This window comes from Kosakonia sp. S57 (assembly GCF_016516575.1).
Taxonomy (GTDB): domain Bacteria; phylum Pseudomonadota; class Gammaproteobacteria; order Enterobacterales; family Enterobacteriaceae; genus Kosakonia; species Kosakonia cowanii.
This window is the reverse complement of the sequence record NZ_JACVUL010000003.1, coordinates 270,737-288,998: the sequence shown is the minus strand read 5'-3', so window position 1 is coordinate 288,998 and position 18,262 is coordinate 270,737. Positions and strand designations below refer to the sequence as shown.

Annotated in this window: 21 protein-coding genes and 1 other annotated feature; of the genes, 7 read left to right on the top strand and 14 right to left on the bottom strand. The window is 57.2% G+C overall.

Annotated features, from left to right (window positions below):
* Window positions 1-12 precede the first annotated feature (12 nt).
* A complete protein-coding gene (locus IAE48_RS04585) occupies window positions 13-342 on the bottom strand; it encodes an HI1450 family dsDNA-mimic protein (protein ID WP_042713297.1) in 330 nt (109 codons plus the stop codon).
* 31 nt (window positions 343-373) lie between these two features.
* Window positions 374-1,834 carry a cardiolipin synthase gene (cls, locus tag IAE48_RS04580; protein WP_094419775.1) on the bottom strand — a complete coding sequence of 487 codons (1,461 nt, stop codon included), beginning with the start codon at window positions 1,832-1,834 and terminating at the stop codon, window positions 374-376.
* Between the two features lie 140 nt (window positions 1,835-1,974).
* Between cls and IAE48_RS04575 the strand changes: the two genes are divergently transcribed.
* Together IAE48_RS04575 and IAE48_RS04570 are read left to right on the top strand one after the other, a co-directional pair.
* Window positions 1,975-2,148, top strand: a complete 174-nt coding sequence (locus IAE48_RS04575; protein WP_023478828.1) for a YciY family protein — start codon at window positions 1,975-1,977, stop codon at window positions 2,146-2,148.
* 62 nt (window positions 2,149-2,210) lie between these two features.
* Complete coding sequence (locus IAE48_RS04570; protein ID WP_200133638.1) at window positions 2,211-2,831, top strand: LysE family translocator; 621 nt, start codon at window positions 2,211-2,213, stop codon at window positions 2,829-2,831.
* 39 nt (window positions 2,832-2,870) lie between these two features.
* Here the strand turns inward: IAE48_RS04570 and IAE48_RS04565 are convergent, their stop codons facing one another.
* The gene (locus IAE48_RS04565) at window positions 2,871-3,167 is read right to left on the bottom strand and encodes a YciI family protein (RefSeq protein WP_023478925.1); all 297 of its coding nucleotides are present in this window, start codon (window positions 3,165-3,167) and stop codon (window positions 2,871-2,873) included.
* Window positions 3,168-3,387: 220 nt separating this feature from the next.
* On the opposite strand from IAE48_RS04565, the gene tonB reads away from it, so the two are divergent.
* Window positions 3,388-4,119 (top strand): TonB system transport protein TonB, encoded by a 732-nt coding sequence (gene tonB / locus IAE48_RS04560; protein WP_167552481.1) that lies wholly within the window; start codon window positions 3,388-3,390, stop codon window positions 4,117-4,119.
* A 28-nt stretch (window positions 4,120-4,147) separates the two neighbouring features.
* Here the strand turns inward: tonB and yciA are convergent, their stop codons facing one another.
* The 4 genes from yciA to IAE48_RS04540 all read right to left on the bottom strand — a co-directional run bounded on the left by yciA (window position 4,148) and on the right by IAE48_RS04540 (window position 6,410).
* A complete protein-coding gene (gene yciA / locus IAE48_RS04555; protein ID WP_076769929.1) occupies window positions 4,148-4,549 on the bottom strand; it encodes an acyl-CoA thioester hydrolase YciA in 402 nt (133 codons plus the stop codon).
* 99 nt (window positions 4,550-4,648) lie between these two features.
* Entirely contained in the window at window positions 4,649-5,191 is a 543-nt protein-coding gene (locus IAE48_RS04550; protein ID WP_023478762.1) for a septation protein A, read from the bottom strand.
* Window positions 5,192-5,237: 46 nt separating this feature from the next.
* Window positions 5,238-5,981, bottom strand: a complete 744-nt coding sequence (locus tag IAE48_RS04545) for a YciC family protein (protein ID WP_200133624.1) — start codon at window positions 5,979-5,981, stop codon at window positions 5,238-5,240.
* Between the two features lie 24 nt (window positions 5,982-6,005).
* Window positions 6,006-6,410 (bottom strand): YkgJ family cysteine cluster protein, encoded by a 405-nt coding sequence (locus IAE48_RS04540; protein ID WP_200133623.1) that lies wholly within the window; start codon window positions 6,408-6,410, stop codon window positions 6,006-6,008.
* 278 nt (window positions 6,411-6,688) lie between these two features.
* Here IAE48_RS04540 and ompW point away from each other — a divergent pair, with 278 nt between their 5' ends.
* Complete coding sequence (ompW, locus tag IAE48_RS04535; RefSeq protein WP_023478900.1) at window positions 6,689-7,324, top strand: outer membrane protein OmpW; 636 nt, start codon at window positions 6,689-6,691, stop codon at window positions 7,322-7,324.
* A gap of 51 nt (window positions 7,325-7,375) precedes the next feature.
* Here ompW and trpA read toward each other — a convergent pair whose 3' ends face one another.
* The 5 genes from trpA to IAE48_RS04510 are packed head-to-tail and all read right to left on the bottom strand — an operon-like array spanning window position 7,376 to window position 13,907.
* A complete protein-coding gene (gene trpA / locus IAE48_RS04530) occupies window positions 7,376-8,185 on the bottom strand; it encodes a tryptophan synthase subunit alpha (protein ID WP_200133622.1) in 810 nt (269 codons plus the stop codon).
* Window positions 8,185-9,378, bottom strand: coding sequence for a tryptophan synthase subunit beta (gene trpB, locus IAE48_RS04525; RefSeq protein ID WP_023478707.1), 1,194 nt, complete (start codon window positions 9,376-9,378; stop codon window positions 8,185-8,187). Before trpB ends, trpA begins: the two co-directional genes overlap by 1 nt.
* Window positions 9,379-9,387: 9 nt before the next feature.
* The gene (gene trpCF, locus IAE48_RS04520; protein WP_200133621.1) at window positions 9,388-10,746 is read right to left on the bottom strand and encodes a bifunctional indole-3-glycerol-phosphate synthase TrpC/phosphoribosylanthranilate isomerase TrpF; all 1,359 of its coding nucleotides are present in this window, start codon (window positions 10,744-10,746) and stop codon (window positions 9,388-9,390) included.
* A 3-nt stretch (window positions 10,747-10,749) separates the two neighbouring features.
* A complete protein-coding gene (gene trpD / locus IAE48_RS04515; protein WP_200133620.1) occupies window positions 10,750-12,345 on the bottom strand; it encodes a bifunctional anthranilate synthase glutamate amidotransferase component TrpG/anthranilate phosphoribosyltransferase TrpD in 1,596 nt (531 codons plus the stop codon).
* On the bottom strand, window positions 12,345-13,907 hold the full coding sequence (locus IAE48_RS04510) for an anthranilate synthase component 1 (RefSeq protein WP_200133619.1): 1,563 nt from the start codon (window positions 13,905-13,907) through the stop codon (window positions 12,345-12,347). The genes trpD and IAE48_RS04510 overlap by 1 nt, the downstream gene beginning before the upstream one ends.
* Before the next feature lie 19 nt (window positions 13,908-13,926).
* Window positions 13,927-14,022, bottom strand: a sequence feature (Trp leader region).
* A gap of 160 nt (window positions 14,023-14,182) precedes the next feature.
* Here IAE48_RS04510 and rnm point away from each other — a divergent pair.
* The 3 genes from rnm (at window position 14,183) to rluB (ending at window position 16,676) form a co-directional block, all read left to right on the top strand.
* Complete coding sequence (gene rnm, locus IAE48_RS04505) at window positions 14,183-15,064, top strand: RNase AM (RefSeq protein ID WP_094419784.1); 882 nt, start codon at window positions 14,183-14,185, stop codon at window positions 15,062-15,064.
* Window positions 15,061-15,681 (top strand): L-threonylcarbamoyladenylate synthase, encoded by a 621-nt coding sequence (locus IAE48_RS04500; RefSeq protein ID WP_200133618.1) that lies wholly within the window; start codon window positions 15,061-15,063, stop codon window positions 15,679-15,681. Before rnm ends, IAE48_RS04500 begins: the two co-directional genes overlap by 4 nt.
* 98 nt (window positions 15,682-15,779) lie before the next feature.
* The gene (gene rluB / locus IAE48_RS04495; RefSeq protein ID WP_054803447.1) at window positions 15,780-16,676 is read left to right on the top strand and encodes a 23S rRNA pseudouridine(2605) synthase RluB; all 897 of its coding nucleotides are present in this window, start codon (window positions 15,780-15,782) and stop codon (window positions 16,674-16,676) included.
* A gap of 32 nt (window positions 16,677-16,708) precedes the next feature.
* On the opposite strand, the gene cobO is transcribed toward rluB, so the two are convergent.
* Both cobO and IAE48_RS04485 read right to left on the bottom strand, forming a co-directional pair.
* A complete protein-coding gene (gene cobO / locus IAE48_RS04490) occupies window positions 16,709-17,299 on the bottom strand; it encodes a cob(I)yrinic acid a,c-diamide adenosyltransferase (RefSeq protein ID WP_054803446.1) in 591 nt (196 codons plus the stop codon).
* On the bottom strand, window positions 17,296-18,051 hold the full coding sequence (locus IAE48_RS04485) for a YciK family oxidoreductase (RefSeq protein ID WP_200133617.1): 756 nt from the start codon (window positions 18,049-18,051) through the stop codon (window positions 17,296-17,298). Before IAE48_RS04485 ends, cobO begins: the two co-directional genes overlap by 4 nt.
* Window positions 18,052-18,262: the final 211 nt, after the last annotated feature.

Genomic DNA, 18,262 nt, shown 5'->3' with positions numbered 1-18,262 from the left:
TCTTTTCAGAGCTTATTCGCGCCAGAGAATATGGCACAGCTTATGGTCTTTCTCGCGGCACAGCAGCACGCGCGCAAAGACATCATTCAGCTCACCGCCGTCCGTCTCCGCCAGGCCAATGACCACCTCAGCAAAGAAATCCGGGTTTAAATCGTAATCCACATGCTCCTGCCAGTCCTCGCCGGGATCGAACAGTTCTGCACCGCCACGCTCTTCAAACTGCAGGTTGAAAAGAATGATGTCCGCCGGATCCAGGTTGTCCGCCGCCAGTTCCAGGAAGATGTCATACGCTTGCTCAAGCGTTTCATCTTCCGTCAGGCGGTTATTCAGGTCCATTTCCATAAGTTACCTCATCACGTCTGTTGGGCACGTTTTACAGCAACGGACTAAAGAAGTAAAACAGTCGTTCAGCAATGCGGTGCCAGAAGGGCCGTTTTACCCACAAGCGCGCATCCAGCAAGCGCGAGCGGGAGATGTAATCATCCTGCACAGCCGCCAGATCGCCGCCAAATCCCGCGTCGTCAATCACCAGTGTGATCTCAAAGTTGAGCCACAGGCTGCGCATATCGAGGTTCACCGTGCCAACCAGGCTCAGCTCGCCGTCGACCAGCACGCTCTTGGTATGCAGCAATCCGCCTTCAAACTGGTAGATTTTCACCCCGGCGGCCAGCAGCTCGGTAAAGAATGCGCGGCTGGCCCAGCCGACCAGCACGGAATCATTTTTACGCGGCAGAATAATACTCACATCCACCCCGCGCTGTGCGGCGGTACAAATCGCATGCAGCAGATCGTCGCTCGGGACAAAGTAGGGGGTGGTCATGATCAAGTATTCACGCGACGCATACACCGCCGTCAGCAGTGCCTGGTGGATCAAATCCTCCGGGAAGCCAGGCCCCGACGCAATGGTGTGAATAGTGTGCCCGCTGGCCTCTTCAAATGGCATGATATTGGCATCGGGCGGCGGCGGCAGAATGCGCTTGCCGGTCTCAATCTCCCAGTCGCAGGAGTAGACGATGCCCATAGCCGTGGCGATAGGGCCCTCCATGCGCGCCATCAGGTCGACCCACTGACCGACGCCGGAGTCCTGTTTAAAGTAGCGCGGATCGACCATATTCATGCTGCCGGTATAAGCAATATAGTTATCGATCAGTACGATTTTCCGGTGCTGGCGCAAGTCCATGCGGCGCAGGAAGACACGCATCAGATTGACCTTCAGCGCTTCAACGACATCAATGCCCGCATTGCGCATCATTCCCGCCCACGGGCTGCGGAAGAAGGTGACGCTGCCTGCCGAGTCCAGCAGCAGACGGCAGTGCACGCCGCGGCGCGCTGCCGCCATCAGCGACTCTGCTACCTGGTCGGCCATACCGCCGGGCTGCCAGATATAGAAAACCATCTCGATATTGTGGCGGGCGAGCTGGATATCGCGGATCAGCGCCTGCATCACATCATCCGAGGTAGTCAGCAGCTGCAACTGATTACCTTTGACCCCGGCGATACCCTGGCGGCGCTCGCACAGCTTAAACAGCGAGGAGGCAACGCTGCTGTTCTCAGTGGCGAAGATATGGTTGAAGTGTTTAAGATCGCTGAGCCATTTAGCGGTTGAGGGCCACATGGCGCGCGCACGCTCCGCGCGCCGTTTACCGAGATGCAGTTCTCCAAGCGAAAGGTAAGCGATAATGCCCACCAGCGGCAGGATATAGATGACAAGCAGCCACGCCATGGCCGACGTGACCGCCCGGCGCTTCATCAGAATACGCAGCGTAACACCAGCAATAAGCAACCAGTAACCAACAACAATGAGCCAACTCATCACGGTGTAAAACGCGGACATCGACAAAAATCCTTTTACAATCTGTATTGGTTGAGTTTACGCATACGAATTCATCTGGCAAATAAAAACGCCGAAAAGCGCTGGCCTGAAAGAGGCGACAGACTATAATGGCGGCTTCTATTTTGTATAGAGTTGTAACAATGAAGCGTAGTCGAACGGAAGTGGGGCGCTGGCGTATGCTGCGTCAGGTTGGCCGCCGGAAAGCGCGCTGGCTGGAAGCGCAGTCCCGCCGTAATATGCGAATCCACAGCATCAGGAAATGCGGCGTTAATCGCCATCGTAATGTGCTGCTGTTTGCCATCTACGATATCTGAATCCCGGGCACCGAAAAGGTGCCCGCGGTCGTTTTTAGCCCCTTAGTTTCAGGAGATAGATGATGTCAGTGACCGACAGCCTTATGGCGTTTACCTTTGCCGCGACGCTCTTAACGCTCACGCCGGGTCTTGATACCGCGTTGATCTTGCGCACAGCCACGGTAGAAGGGCGGAAACAGGCTTTTCAGGCGCAGATGGGCATTAATGCCGGCTGCCTGATCTGGGGCGCAATGGTGGCATTCGGACTTGGGGCGCTAATTGCCGTTTCGGAACTGGCGTACAACGTGCTCAAATATTGCGGTGCCGCGTACTTATGCTGGTTGGGGTTAAATATGTTGCTGCGTCCGCGCGGGGCATTGACAGGTATCAATAACGTTGAGAACCCTTCGCAGAACTGGTTTATCAAAGGGATGTTCGGCAATGTACTTAATCCGAAAATAGGGATTTTTTACGTCTCGTTTCTGCCGCAGTTTATCCCTCACGGGCAACCGCTTATTGCCTGGACATTTGGCCTGGTAATGATTCATGTGCTGATTGGCACATGCTGGTCAACGGCACTGATTTCGGCGACCCGGCCACTGGCAACCTTCCTGCGTAAGCCGCGAGTGATCCGCTGGATGGATCGCTGCACGGGTATTGTATTCCTGCTTTTTGCTACCCGCTTAGCGCTAAGCAAGCGCTGAAGCCATGCGGGGCAATGACCTGCATTGCCCCGTACTGACTTAGAAAACTTTTTTATAGGGTTTGACCGTGACAGTCTGATAGACGCCCGCCGCCACATAGGGATCGGCTTCCGCCCAGGATTTCGCCGCTTCCAGCGATTCAAACTCAGCAATCACCGTTGAGCCGCTAAACCCCGCAACACCAGGATCGTTACTGTCGACAGCCGGCAGTGGGCCTGCGGTTAACAGACGGCCTTCATCGCGCAGCAGTTGCAGGCGTGCGAGGTGGGCCGGACGCACGGAGAGGCGTTTTTCCAGAGAATCGGCAATATCTTCAGCAAAAATAACGTATAGCACAGAGCAAGCTCCTGTCTTTTCAGAAAGGCATAACGTAAGTGAAAGGTGCAGTGACTGCAATGCAAAGATTGCAACGGGCAGGCAACCCTGCCAATTAACGGGGCTTTTTTACCCGTAGCAGCGATAAATTTGATCTGCACCAGGCTGTCTTGTTGAATATGATTGCTATTTGCATTTAAAATCGAGCCCTGGTTTTTTAACTGACACGATTATGACTTCAATGACCCTGGATTTACCTCGCCGCTTTCCCTGGCCGACGCTGCTCTCCGTCGCCATTCACGGTGCTGTTGTGGCGGGTCTGCTTTATACCTCGGTACATCAGGTTGTTGAACTGCCCGCGCCCGCGCAGCCCATCTCTGTCACCATGGTCTCGCCTGCGGAGCTGGAGCCTGCTCCCGCTCCGGCACCGCCGCAGCCGGTTGTCGAGCCGGAACCCGAACCGGTTGTTGAGCCAGAGCCGATCCCCGAGCCGCCCAAAGAGGCACCGGTGGTGATTGAGAAGCCAAAACCTAAACCCAAGCCGAAGCCTAAACCGAAGCCGGTGAAAAAAGTGGAGCAGCCGAAGCGTGAAAGCAAGCCGGTTGAGCCGCAGCAGGCGAATCCGTTTGAGAACAGCGCTCCGTCACGTCCGGCGGCAAGCACCACGACTTCCACCGCGACAAAACCGGCACCGTCTGTTCCGGCAGGCCCGCGCGCATTAAGCCGCAACCAGCCGCAATATCCGCCGCGTGCGCAGGCGCTGCGCATTGAAGGGCGTGTAAGAGTGAAATTTGACGTGACGGCGGATGGCCGGGTTGAGAACGTGCAGATCCTCTCGGCGCAGCCGGCGAATATGTTTGAGCGCGAAGTGAAAGCCGCAATGCGCAAATGGCGCTATGAAGCCGGTAAGCCCGGCTCGGGGCTGATCGTCAACGTGGTCTTCCGCCTCGACGGCAGCACCTCGATGGAATAAGAGAAAAGCCTCCTTGCGGAGGCTTTTTTTATGGCTGTGCGGGCAGCGGGCGCGGTTTGCCTTCATTGTCCACCGCGACATAGATAAACAGCGCTTCGGTGGCTTTATAGCGCTGACCAATCGGTTCAGACATCACTTTTTTCACCCACACTTCGACGTTAATCGTAATTGACGTGTTGCCACGTTTGACACAGCGGGCGTAGCAGCAGACCACATCGCCAACCGCGACCGGGCGCAGGAAGGTCATGCCGTCTACCCGCACGGTCACCACGCGTCCGTGGGCGATCTCTTTTGCCTGAATGGCGCCGCCCATATCCATTTGCGACATCAACCAGCCGCCAAAAATATCGCCGTTAGCATTGGTATCGGCGGGCATGGCGAGTGTGCGTAGTACAAGTTCGCCCTGAGGCGCAGTTGAAGGCGTTGTCATTATTATCTCTTCTGTGATGAGGGATTTCCGGCGGGATGCTACTACGAATATGGGAGGTTCGGAAAGAAAAAAGCCAGGCATTGCGCCTGGCTTTCAGCATCAGGATTTCTCATCCTGCGCCGGCATGTGCCGGTAGATATAGACGCCGCTCAGCACGGTGAACAGCAGGGTGAGGATCGTCAGGCCAAAGACCTTGAAATTGACCCACACGTCAAACGGCAGCCAGAACGCGATATAGATATTCGCCAGCCCGCAGACGATAAAGAAGAGTGCCCAGGCGATATTGAGCTTCGACCAGACGGCGTCCGGCAGCGTCAACTCTTTGCCCAGCATGCGCTGGATCAGCGTCTTCTTCATCACCCACTGGCTGAAGAGCAGCGCTGTGGCAAACAGACCGTAGATCACCGTCACTTTCCACTTAATAAATTCCACGTCATGGAATTTAATTGTCAGCCCGCCAAACACGGCGACCAGCACAAAGGTAATCAGCGCAACTTTTTCTACCTTGCGATAGCGGATCCAGCAGTAGATCAGCACGATGGCCGAGGCGACAATCAGCACCTTGGTGGCGGTGAAAATGTCGTACATCTTGTAGACCACAAAAAAGAGCGCCAGCGGAAGAAAATCAAGAAACTGCTTCATTCTACGATTCCATCAAAAGGGCCACCCGGACGGGTGGCCGGGGTAATTATTTGCGCATCAGCATATAGAGGCGGAAAAGATAAATCAGTAGCACTGCCGAGAAGAGATTACTCAGCGCATTGGCAATTATCGCGCCGCCTTCGGGCGAAAACGCGATGAGATGGTGACCATATCTCAGCATCAGAAATTTCGTCAGCAGCCAGGCTACTACCGGCGGAGCGACGAAACGCATATTTGCCCGGCTAAAGCGCATACTGCTACGCATCGAGGCAAAGACGCCCATTTTCTCATGCACCAGCAGAATCGGCGCAAGGGCGAGGAAAATAGCCAGAAATATGCCCGGGACGTAAAGGAACAGCATGCCGAGTTGCACGATAAAAATGGTCAGCAGAAGCAGTAAAAAGAGCTTCGGTGCCGTCGGCACGCTGGCACCCATTGCACTTAACGCGCTGACAGGCTGCCGGGCTGTCACCCTCTGCATCAGCACAACCAGCGCGCCTATCAGCAGTGCATACCCCGTCAATCCGGCAACCGTTGCTGCAGCCGAGGTGTGTAACAGCATCTTTTGCTGTTCCAGCGTCATACTCTGCACCAGCTCGAATGGGTTATTTGTTTCCGCCAGGTTGTCAGCATCCATTACGCTGGAGAACTGCTCTTCACTGGGTGAAAGGACGTGTCCGATGACTGCGGTGATAACGGTACACGACAGCACAATCAGTAAGATTGTAATGAACTGGTAACGAAGAAAATCCCCCGTGTCACGGTAAACGGATTTCGCCGTGATAGACATGCACTCTCCTTGAGTATGGCGATATTAATTGACGGGCGATTGTACCCCGAATAGCCCCTCAGTGGCAGCATCACGGCTTGTATGGAAAAGCATATCTTTGTAAAGGGGCGCTAAACCGTAGCGCGCCCGCGCCCGATCGCAGGCTTCATTCACTTCGCCTGCTTCGCCTGACATCTGAAATTCACGGCACGGCGAGGGGCGTTGCGCATAAATACTGCAAGTGGCGTTTTCGCCCGGCGTGCCGACCAGTGCCGTACAGCGGCTCTGTTTTTGGTTGGTCCCGCTCATACAGCGCAAAAATGGGGTGAGGGGTTCAGTTAACTGAACCGGAACCGGGCCGCCAGCATCATCAGCTTCAGCCCAGTAGAAAGAGACACGAAAATACGCACAACAGGCTCCGCACGACATGCACGGGTTGAGATCACTCATAGCGCACCTGCACTTAACGACGCATCAACAGGAAAAGTCAGGCAGATAAATTATCGCTGCCCAATCGGGCGCACAAGAGGGGGCGAAAAGAATATTTTTTTGCCTTCATAAGGCAAAAATTGATGCAACAACAAAAGTTAAGGAGTGTAACGAAACGCAAAAATTAACCCAGATCAATGAATGTTAAATTACAGGGTTAAGTGTGATCTGCATTGGATCACATCCTACCTAATACCAGGTATAGTGCGCGGCGATAAAACCTCAAACATGGAGTGGATATGAAGAAGTTAGCCGTGGCAGCACTGATCCTGAGCACCCTTTCCGGGGTAGCATACGCGCACGACGCAGGCGAGTTTTTCATCCGGGCCGGTTCGGCCACCGTCCGTCCAACGGAAGGTTCAGATAACGTTTTGGGCGCGCTGGGCAGTTTTAACGTCGATAACAATACGCAGCTTGGCCTGACCATGACATGGATGGCGACCGACAACGTCGGTATTGAACTGCTGGCCGCAACGCCGTTCCGCCACCACGTTGGCACCGCGCCGACCGGCGATCTGGCTACCGTAAGCCATCTGCCGCCTTCGCTGATGGCGCAGTGGTACTTCTTTGATGCCCAGAGCAAAGTGCGCCCCTACCTTGGCGCCGGTATCAACTACACCACCTTTTTCGATGAGAAATTTAACGCCACCGGCAAAGCCGCAGGGCTCTCTGATTTGAGTCTGAAGGATTCGTGGGGCGTAGCGGGACAGGCGGGCGTGGATTATCTGATTAACCGCGACTGGCTGATCAACATGTCGGTGTGGTGGATGGATATCGATACCGATGTGCGCTTCAAACACAACGGCGTTCAGCAGAGTGTGCATACCCGTCTCGATCCGTGGGTGTTTATGTTCTCTGCTGGTTACCGCTTCTGATGGTAATAACGGAAACAGGCCTTTGCAGACCCGTTTCCGTTTTTTACGCCCTTAGCTCGCCAGCGTGGCGGCTTTCAGGCGCTGCACAAACCCTTTCAGCTCGGCCAGCATCGTGGTCGGGTTATCCAGATTGCTTTCGATAATCTTCACAATTGCCGATCCGGAAATTGCCCCTGCGGCACCGGCTTCAATTGCGGAAGCCACCTGATCCGGTGCGGAGATGCCAAAGCCCTGCAGCGCAGGCGCCGCATGGTACTCCGTCAGTTTCTCTACCAGATGATGCAGCGGCAGCGCCGCGCGGTTCTCCGCACCGGTCACGCCAGCGCGCGACAGCAGGTAGGTGTACCCGCGACCGTAAGAGGCAATCTGGCGCAGCAGATCGTCATCGGCATTCGGCGGGCAGATAAAGATAGGCGCGATATTATGGCGCATCGCCGCCTGGCGGAACGGGGCGGACTCCTCAATCGGCACGTCGGCGACCAGCACCGAATCGACACCAACACTGGCACACTGGGCGTAAAACTCATCAACGCCGCGGCTAAAGACCAGGTTGGCATACATCAACAGGCCGATCGGAATGGTCGGATGCTTCTGGCGGATCGCCGCCAGCATTTCAAAACAGTGACCAACCGTAACGCCCGCGGCGAAGGCGCGCAGCGTGGCGCTCTGAATGGTCGGGCCATCGGCCAGCGGATCGGAGAAGGGGATGCCCAGCTCCAGCGCATCCGCGCCGCCTTCGATCAGCGCATCGATAATTTGCAGCGACAGGCCCGGCTCCGGATCGCCAAGGGTGACAAACGGGACAAAGGCACCTTCCCGGCGCGCGTTGAGCTGCTTGAAGAGGTTGTCATAGCGTTCCATCAGATTTCGCCTCGCGCTTTCAGAATGTCATGGACGGTGAAGATATCTTTGTCGCCGCGCCCGGAGAGGTTAACCACCAGCAACTGCTCCTTCTCAGGGTTCTCGCGCATCATCTTCAGCGCATGGGCCAGCGCATGGGAGGACTCCAGTGCCGGGATAATGCCTTCATGGCGACAGAGGGTTTTAAACGCCTCCAGCGCTTCATCATCGGTAATCGAGACATACTCAGCGCGACCGGTGCTGTTGAGATGGGCGTGCTGTGGCCCCACTGACGGGAAATCGAGCCCGGCGGAGATGGAGTAGGACTCCTCAATCTGCCCATCTTCCGTCTGCATCATCGGCGATTTCATGCCGAAGTAGATGCCGACGCGGCCATGTTTCAGCGGTGCGCCATGTTCGCCAGACTCAATGCCGTGACCCGCCGGTTCCACGCCAATCAGGCCGACGGCGCTCTCTTCGATAAAATCGGCAAACATCCCGATGGCGTTAGAGCCGCCACCAACGCAGGCGATCACCGCATCCGGCAGGCGTCCCTCTCTTTCAAGGATCTGCGCTTTGGTCTCTTCGCCGATCATGCGCTGGAACTCGCGCACAATGGTCGGGAAGGGGTGCGGGCCGGCTGCGGTGCCGAGCATATAGTGCGCGGTTTCGTAGCTGCCGGACCAGTCGCGCAGCGCTTCGTTACAGGCATCCTTCAGGGTGGCTGAACCGCTATGCACCGGGATTACTTCCGCGCCCATCAGTCGCATACGGAAGACGTTCGGCGACTGGCGCTCAACATCTTTTGCGCCCATATAGATGCGGCACTTCAGGCCGAGCAGGGCGCTGGCAAGCGCCGACGCCACGCCATGCTGGCCCGCGCCGGTTTCGGCGATAATCTCGGTTTTGCCCATCCGTTTGGCGAGCAGCGCCTGGCCGAGCACCTGGTTAGTTTTGTGCGCGCCGCCGTGGAGCAGATCTTCACGCTTAAGATAAAGCGTGGTGCGGGTGCCGGCGGTCAGGTTCTGACATTTGGTCAGCGCCGTCGGGCGACCGGCATAGTTTTTCAGCAGGTCATTAAACTGCTGTTGAAACGCTGCATCGCTCTGCGCGCTGACAAACGCCTCTTCCAGCTGGCGCAGCGCGGGCATCAGAATTTGCGGAACGTACATGCCGCCAAATTCACCAAAATAGGGGTTCAGTAGTGTCGTCATCTTGCTTCCTTAATATGCACGCAGCGTACGGAATACCGAGGCCAGTTTGCTGGCGTCTTTAATACCCGGCTCCGACTCTACGCCAGAATTGAAATCTAATCCGGCACAGCCAGCTTTCGCCGCCTGTACGCAGTTATCCGCGCCCAGGCCGCCCGCCAGCAGCACATTGTCGAGCGTTTCGCCGGTCAGCAGTGACCAGTCAAAACTTTTGCCCGTGCCGCCCTGGCCATTATCCAGCACATATTTATCGACGTGCTCAAGGTTGCGCGGCGGCAGTGTGGTGGTAACGCTCAGGGCTTTCCAGATTTGCGTCTGCTCGCCAAGCTGCGCGCGCAGGGCGGAGATGTAGGCCTGATCTTCATCGCCGTGCAGCTGAACAGCACTGAGCTTAAGTTTAGCTGCGGTCGCCACAACGTCGTCGACAGGGGCATTACGGAACACGCCAACATAATTCAGGGGCGCGCCCTGCATCACTTTTTCTGCCTGCTCAACGCTGACCGCGCGCGGCGAGGCGGCAACAAAAATCAGCCCGCCATAAAGCGCTCCGGCGTCATATGCTGCCTGCGCATCTTCGGCGCGGGTTAAGCCGCACACTTTGTTTTCACCCAGCAGGACGCGTTTTACCGCCGCATCCAGATCGTCGTGAGACATCAGCGCGGAGCCAATCAGGAAACCGTTGGCAAAGTGGCTCAGTTCACGCACCTGCGCATAGGTGTTGATGCCGGACTCGCTGATTACCGTTACGCCAGCGCCAAGACGCGGGGCCAGTTCGCGGGTGCGGTTGAGATCGATGGAGAGGTCGCGCAGGTCGCGGTTATTAATGCCGACAACTTTGGCGCCCAGCGCGATGGCGCGCTCCAGCTCCTCTTCATTACTCACTTCTGTCAGCACGCCCATATTGAGGCTGTGCGCCACGGCGGAAAGCGTGCGGTACTGCTCATCATCCAGCACCGAGAGCATTAACAGGCAGGCGTCCGCATGGTAGTAGCGCGCCAGGTAAATCTGATAGGCATCGATAATAAAGTCTTTGCACAGCACCGGCTGCGGCGCGATTTCGCTGACGATACGCAGGAAGTCGAAGCTGCCCTGGAAATATTTCTCATCGGTCAGCACCGAGATTGCCGAGGCGTGATGCTGATAGATATCCGCAATGCGCGCCGGGTCGAAATCCGCGCGGATCACCCCTTTCGAGGGGGACGCTTTTTTGCACTCGAGGATAAACACGGTATGTGTTCCACGCAGTGCTTCATAGAAGTGGCGTGTGCTCGGCTGCACCTCGTTCTGAAAAGAGGCCAGCGGTTGTTGCTCCTTGCGCGCCGCAACCCATACAGCTTTGTCGGCGACGATTTTCGCTAAAACGGTCTGCATTGTTTACCCTCTTGCCGCAAGTGCGGTGACTTTGTCGTAAGCGGCGCCGCTGTGCAGGACGTCCAGTACCTGCTGCGCGTTAGCCTTCAGATCTTCTTTGCCGTGTAGCCGCATCAACATGGCGACGTTGGCGGCGACGGCAGCCTCGTGAGCAGGCTCGCCTTTACCTTGTAATAAGCGGGTCAGAATGTCACGGTTTTCTTCCGGCGTGCCGCCCGCCAGCGCCTCCTGATGGTACGCGGTCAGGCCAAAGTCAGCCGCCGTTAGCTGATAGCTCCTGATCTCCTCGTCGTGCAGTTCGGCAACCACCGTCGGCGCATGCAGCGACACCTCATCCATTCCGCCGCTGTGTACCACCGCCGCACGCTGATAACCGAGCACGCGCAGGGTTTCGGCAATCGGCAACACCAGTTCGGCGCTGTAGACGCCAATCAACGCCAGCGGCGGGTGCGCCGGGTTAATCAGCGGCCCGAGCACGTTAAACAGCGTGCGGGTTTTTAGCTGCTGGCGAACCGGCATCGCGTGGCGAAACCCGGTGTGGTACTTCGGCGCGAAGAGGAAGCAGACGCCGAGCTCATCAAGCGCCGTGCGGGATTTATCCGCATTCATATCCAGATTGATGCCAAACGCCGCCAGAAGATCCGACGAGCCTGAGCGGCTTGAGACACTGCGGTTGCCGTGCTTGGCCACCTTCAGGCCGCAGGCGGCAGCGACAAAGGCGCTGGCAGTGGAAATATTGATACTGTTGCTGCCATCGCCGCCGGTGCCAACGATATCGGCAAAGGCATATTCCGGGCGCGGGAAGGGCGCGGCGTTTTCCAACAGAGCAGTCGCCGCACCGGCAATCTCCTGCGGCTGCTCGCCACGGATCTTCATACTGACCAGCGCCGCCGCCAGTTGCTCCGGCTTCAGCTCACCGCGTACTACTGCGGAGAAGAGCTGGTGGCTCTCCTGCTGGCTCAGCGTCTCAGCCTGATAGAGCTTTTCAAGGATCGGTTGCAGCGTGTTTGCTTGCTCCAGCTTCTGCAACGCCCATGCCAGCGTCTGCTCCAGCAGGCGCGCGCCCTGGGTAGTGAGAATCGATTCCGGGTGGAACTGGAAGCCGCAAACGCGATCGGCGTCATGACGCACCGCCATTACCATGCCATTAAAATGGGCATTGATGGTGAGCCCGGCGGGAATATTACTGCCAACCAGCGAGTGGTAGCGGGCAACCGGCAGCGGGTTGCTGAGGCCTGCGAACATCGCCTGGCCGTCATGTTCAATACTGGAGGCTTTACCATGCAGGATCTCACCGGCCTGGCCGACATATCCGCCATAAGCTTCGACAATCGCCTGGTGACCGAGGCAGATGCCGATAATCGGCAGCTTGCCGCGCATACGCGTCAGCAGTTCCGGCATGCAGCCCGCTTCAGAAGGGGCACCCGGGCCAGGTGAGAGCATCAGCACCGGGTTTTGCATGGTTGCCAGGCGGTCAATTAAGGTTTGGGCCGGAACATGGTTACGGTAAATCACCACGTTGTGTCCGCTTGCGCGCAGCTGATCCGCCAGGTTGTAAGTAAAGGAGTCGATATTATCGAGCAGCAGAATGTCAGCCATCAGAAAATCTCCTGTGCGTGGTGGGCGGTGGCAATAGCGCGCAGAACCGCGCGGGCTTTGTTACGGGTTTCATCGGCTTCAGACTGCGGAACGGAATCCAGCACTACGCCTGCACCGGCCTGAACGGTGGCAATACCATCCTCAACCCAGGCGGAGCGGATGACGATGCAGGTATCGAGATCGCCGTGGGCGGTGAAGTAACCCACCGCGCCGCCGTAGCTGCCGCGGCGCGTACCTTCAGCTTCGGCAATCAGCTGCATAGCGCGTACTTTCGGCGCGCCGCTGAGGGTGCCCATATTCATGCAGGCGCGATAGGCGTGCAGCACATCAAGATCGTGACGCAGCTCGCCCACCACGCGGGAGACCAGGTGCATCACATAGGAGTAACGGTCGACTTTCGTCAGATCCGCCACGTAACGGCTGCCTGGCGTACAGATACGTGCCAGGTCGTTACGCGCCAGGTCAACCAGCATCAAGTGTTCAGAGAGCTCTTTGTGGTCGGTACGCATCTCAAGCTCAATGCGGCTGTCGAGATCGCGATCCAATGAACCATCAGCGCGACGCCCGCGCGGGCGCGTCCCGGCAATCGGGTAGATCTCAATCTGGCGGTTGCTGGCGTCATATTTCAGCGAACTCTCCGGCGAGGCGCCGAACAGCGTGAAATCCGCATCCTGCATAAAGAACATGTAGGGGCTGGGGTTGCTCTTTTTCAGCACTTCATACGCGGCGAGCGGCGACGGGCAGGGCAAGGTGAAGCGGCGCGACGGTACCACCTGGAAAATTTCACCGGCGCGAATCGCTTTTTGCATTTTGCGCACCACATCACCGTACGCGTCATCGCTCTGGTTGCAGTCGCACTGCATATGTTCAACGGTTTCTACCGGCAGCGGCGTAACGGGCGCATCCAGCTGCTGGCGCAGCGTCTCGACGCGTTGCAGCAGACGATCTTTTTCACTCGCAGACGGGGTGAAGAGGCTCGCCTGAATGCGCGTCTCTTTTTTCTGGTGGTCGATCACCAGTAAGGTTTCAGCGAGATAGAAGCAGTAGTCCGGGCAGTTGCGGTCGTGCTTCAGCTCCGGCAGATCTTCAAAACCCGCGACCAGGTCATAGGCAAAGAGGCCACCGAAAAACATCGCTTCCCGCTCATCAGCCGGCAGTTCAACCAGCCCTTGTAGCAGACGAAACGCATCAAACACCGAGAGCGAGCAGAGACGGGCATCTTCATCAAGCAACTGGCTGACCGCCGGGAAGCGCAGTTCGCGACCGTTTTCCAGCACGTGGTTTTCGACGCCTGAAGGCAGCACATTATCAAGCAGTGTCAGCAGGGCGGCACCGTTAGCAGTCAGTGCGGTTAAGGTGACAGTGTCACCTAAGGCGGTAATGCGCAGCGCGCTGTCGACCAGCAGCAGGCTTTTGAGATCGTCTTTGCTGTCGATATCGGCGGATTCAAGCAGCAGTGTTGCAGGACGGGCGTCGCACAGCTGGTGGAACAGCGCCGTCGGGTTGTTATGGTAACGCGCCTGGGTGGTCAGAAGGTCGAGTGCTGGTTTTTGCATCTGCATCGCTCTCATTAATTTGTTCAAAAAAAAGCCCGCTGAAAAAAGCGGGCCTGGTATCGGTATGCTGAATGCGCACGTGATCACAAAGCCCTTAACAGGGAGTGCGCCACCAGCGATTGTTAAAGAGATGTGCATTCATTTTTGCGATACCGTTGTCGAGTGAACTTGCGTACTAGTTAACTGGTTCATGAAAAGAAAGTCAACCATGAATTCAGAAAATGTGTGCTACCCGTTATGATAGGTCACAAATTGCAGTTTGATGAATTAGCGGAGCCGCTTTGAGCGACACGAATTACGCCATTATTTACGATCTTCACAGCCACACGCTCGCCTCCGATGGCCTGCTTTCCCCCGAGGCGCTGGTGCACCGCGCGGTTGAAATGCGCATCGGTACTCTGGCGATCACCGATCATGACACCACGGACGCCATTCCTGCCGCCCGCGCTGAGATCGCCCGCGCCGGGCTGGATCTCAATTTAATTAGCGGGGTAGAGATCTCAACGCTTTGGGAAAACCATGAGATCCACATTGTTGGGCTGAATATTGATATTGACCACCCGGCAATGCGTGACTTTCTTGAGCAGCAATCACAGCGCCGCACCGAGCGCGCAAAGCTTATCGCTGAGCGGCTGGAGAAAGCGCATATTCCCGGTGCGCTGGAAGGGGCGATGCGCCTGGCGCAGGGGGCGAATGTGACGCGCGGCCATTTCGCCCGCTTCCTGGTTGAGCAGGGCAAAGCGGGCAATATGGCCGATGTTTTCAAAAAGTATCTCGCCCGTGGCAAAACGGGTTACGTTCCGCCTCAGTGGTGTACAATAGAACAAGCCATTGATGTGATTCATCATTCTGGCGGAACGGCGGTAATGGCCCATCCGGGGCGTTATAATCTTTCTGCCAAGTGGCTTAAAAGACTGCTGGCGCATTTTGCTCAATGCGGCGGTGAGGCGATGGAAGTTGCCCAATGTCAGCAGGCTCCCAATGAGCGAACCCAGCTGGCGGAGTATGCCCGTCAGTTTGGTCTGTTGGGGTCGCAGGGGTCTGATTTTCATCAGCCCTGTCCCTGGATCGAACTGGGACGCAAACTTTGGCTTCCGGCGGGCGTCGACGGCGTCTGGTCGGCGTGGGAGCAGCCGCAGAACAACACAGAGAGGGTTGTATGAGTCAGTTTTTTTATATTCATCCAGATAATCCGCAGCCGCGTTTAATCAACCAGGCCGTCGATATCGTGCGCAAAGGCGGCGTTATCGTCTATCCCACCGATTCCGGCTACGCGCTGGGCTGCAAGCTTGAAGATAAAGGGGCGATGGAGCGTATTTGCCGCATCCGTCACCTGCCGGACGGCCACAACTTTACGCTGATGTGCCGCGATCTCTCCGAACTCTCCACCTACGCGTTCGTCGATAACGTGGCGTTTCGCCTGATCAAAAACAACACGCCGGGTAACTACACCTTCATCCTGAAAGGGACGAAAGAGGTGCCGCGTCGCCTGTTGCAGGAGAAGCGTAAAACCATCGGCCTGCGCGTGCCGTCGAACCCGATTGCGCTGGCGCTGCTGGAGACGCTCAATGAGCCGATGCTCTCGACATCGCTGATGCTGCCGGGTAGCGAGTTTACCGAGTCGGATCCCGATGAAATTAAAGATCGGCTGGAGAAACTGGTGGATCTGGTAATTCACGGCGGCTATCTCGGCCAGCAGCCGACAACGGTGGTCGATCTGACTGACGCTGCGCCGGTGGTGGTCCGTGAAGGCGTCGGTGACGTTAGGCCTTTCTTATAGCGGCGCAAGTCGCTATACTACGCGGCCATTTCAGACGCGGCTTAAGCCGGGCTGAAGACCCTATTCGACGCCTGTGAAGGCGACATAAAGGATGCTCGATGAGCGAGAAACTACAGAAAGTGCTGGCGCGGGCCGGCCACGGCTCCCGCCGTGAAATCGAAACTATTATCCAGGCAGGCCGCGTCAGCGTTGATGGCAAAATCGCCACGCTGGGCGACCGCGTCGAGGTCACGCCGGGGCTGAAAATCCGTATCGATGGTCACCTCATTTCGGTGAAAGAGTCCGTCGAACAGATCTGCCGCGTACTGGCTTATTACAAACCGGAAGGCGAACTCTGCACCCGTAACGATCCGGAAGGGCGCCCGACGGTGTTTGATCGTCTGCCGAAACTGCGCGGTGCGCGCTGGATTGCCGTCGGTCGTCTGGACGTCAACACCTGCGGTCTGCTGCTTTTCACCACCGACGGTGAGCTGGCGAACCGCCTGATGCACCCGAGCCGCGAAGTCGAGCGCGAATACGCCGTGCGCGTGTTTGGCGAAGTGGATGACGCGAAGCTGCGCGATCTCTCGCGCGGTGTGCAGCTGGAGGATGGTCCGGCAGCGTTTAAGACCATCAAGTTCAGCGGCGGTGAAGGTATTAACCAGTGGTACAACGTTACGCTGACCGAAGGGCGAAACCGTGAAGTGCGTCGCCTGTGGGAAGCGGTCGGTGTGCAGGTAAGCCGTCTTATCCGCGTACGCTACGGCGATATTCCGTTGCCGAAAGGGCTGCCGCGCGGCGGCTGGACCGAGCTGGATCTGGCGCAGACTAACTACCTGCGTGAGCTGGTCGGTCTGGATGCTGAGACGCAATCAAAAGTCGCGGTGGAGAAAGATCGCCGTCGCATGAAAGCGAATCAGATCCGTCGCGCCGTGAAGCGCCACGCTCAGCCGACTGGCGGTAAGCCTGCCGGTGGTAATCGCCGCCCGGGTGGCGGACGCACTAAAAACGATTAATGAAAAAGGGGCGCAAGCCCCTTTTTTTATCGCTAATAATCGATGCCGATCTGCGCTTTTATTCCCGCCTCAAACGCATGCTTCACCGGTCTTAACTCGCTTACCGTATCCGCCGCCTCGAGAATATCGCGATGGCAGCCGCGTCCGGTAATAATCACCGTCTGCATCGGCGGCCGGTTTTGCAGGGCGGTTAACACCTTTTCCAGCGGCAAATAGTCGTACGCCACCATGTAGGTCAACTCATCCAGCAGCACCATATCCAGCGCCGGGTCGGCCAGCATTCGCTCGGCGTGCTGCCATGCTTCAAGGCAGGCGGCGGTATCGCTTTCGCGGTTTTGTGTGTCCCAGGTAAAGCCGGTGGCCATCACCTGAAATTCGACGCCCAGCGGTTCGAGCAGGTTACGCTCACCGTTTGGCCAGGTGCCCTTGATAAACTGAATTACGCCCACCTTTTTGCCATGCCCGACGGCGCGCGTGGCGGTGCCGAAGGCCGCCGTGGTTTTGCCTTTGCCGTTGCCGGTGAAGACAATAACAATTCCACGCTCATCCTGGGCGGCGGCAACCCGTGCGTCGACACGCTCTTTTACCTTCTGCTGGCGCTGCTGATAACGTTCATCGCTCATTGGGCGATCCCCGGCTTGCGGCCCGGTTGCGCATCAAACGTCATGCCGGTTTTGCGGCGGCTGTCATCGCCCATCAGCCACAAGTAGAGCGGCATAATGTCGGCGGGGGTTTTAAGCTTCTGGGGATCTTCCGTCGGGAAGGCGCTGGCGCGCATACTGGTGCGCGTTCCTCCGGGGTTGATGCAGTTGACGCGCAGCCGGTTCTGGTACTCTTCCGCCAGCACCTGCATCATCCCTTCGGTAGCAAATTTCGAGGTCGCATAGGCGCCCCAGTTGGCACGACCCTGGCGACCGACGCTGGAGGAGGTAAAGACCAGCGAGCCGCAATCTGATTTGAGTAATAAAGGAAGCAGTGCCTGGGTAAGGTAGAACGTCGCATTTACGTTGACCTGCATCACGTCGTTCCAGACAGCCGGATCCTGCTCGCTCATTGGGCAGATATCGCCGAGCAGACCGGCGTTATGCAGCACGCCATCCAGATGGGATGTGGTGGTGGCGATTTCACTGGCGAGCTGTTGGCACGCTTCGGGGGTGCAGGTTGCCATATCGAGGATAAACCACTGTGCGGCCTGGCCTTCGTCTTTTACCTGCTGCGCGACGTGGCGCAGTTTCTCTTCATTACGACCCAGCAGAATCAGCCTGGCGCCGTGGCGGGCGTAGGTTAATGCCGCCTCTTTTCCAATACCGTCGCTGGCACCGGTGACAAGAATGATGCGACCGTTTAGCAGGTCGCGTTTGGGCTGATAGTGCACTCTGTCTCCTCAGGCCGCAGCCTGTAATCACCTTCACGTGTTGGCTTTATGCCTTAAACGTCCGGCTATTTCAATCGGTGAAGGGGAGAGTTACACACCCTTTACCTTAAGGAGTGCTAAAAAATTCAGCAACATGGCGACGCGGGCGCACGCCTGGCGCGAGACGCGCCCGCAGCGCTCATGTACACTGAGCCGATTATTGAGTGAAGTC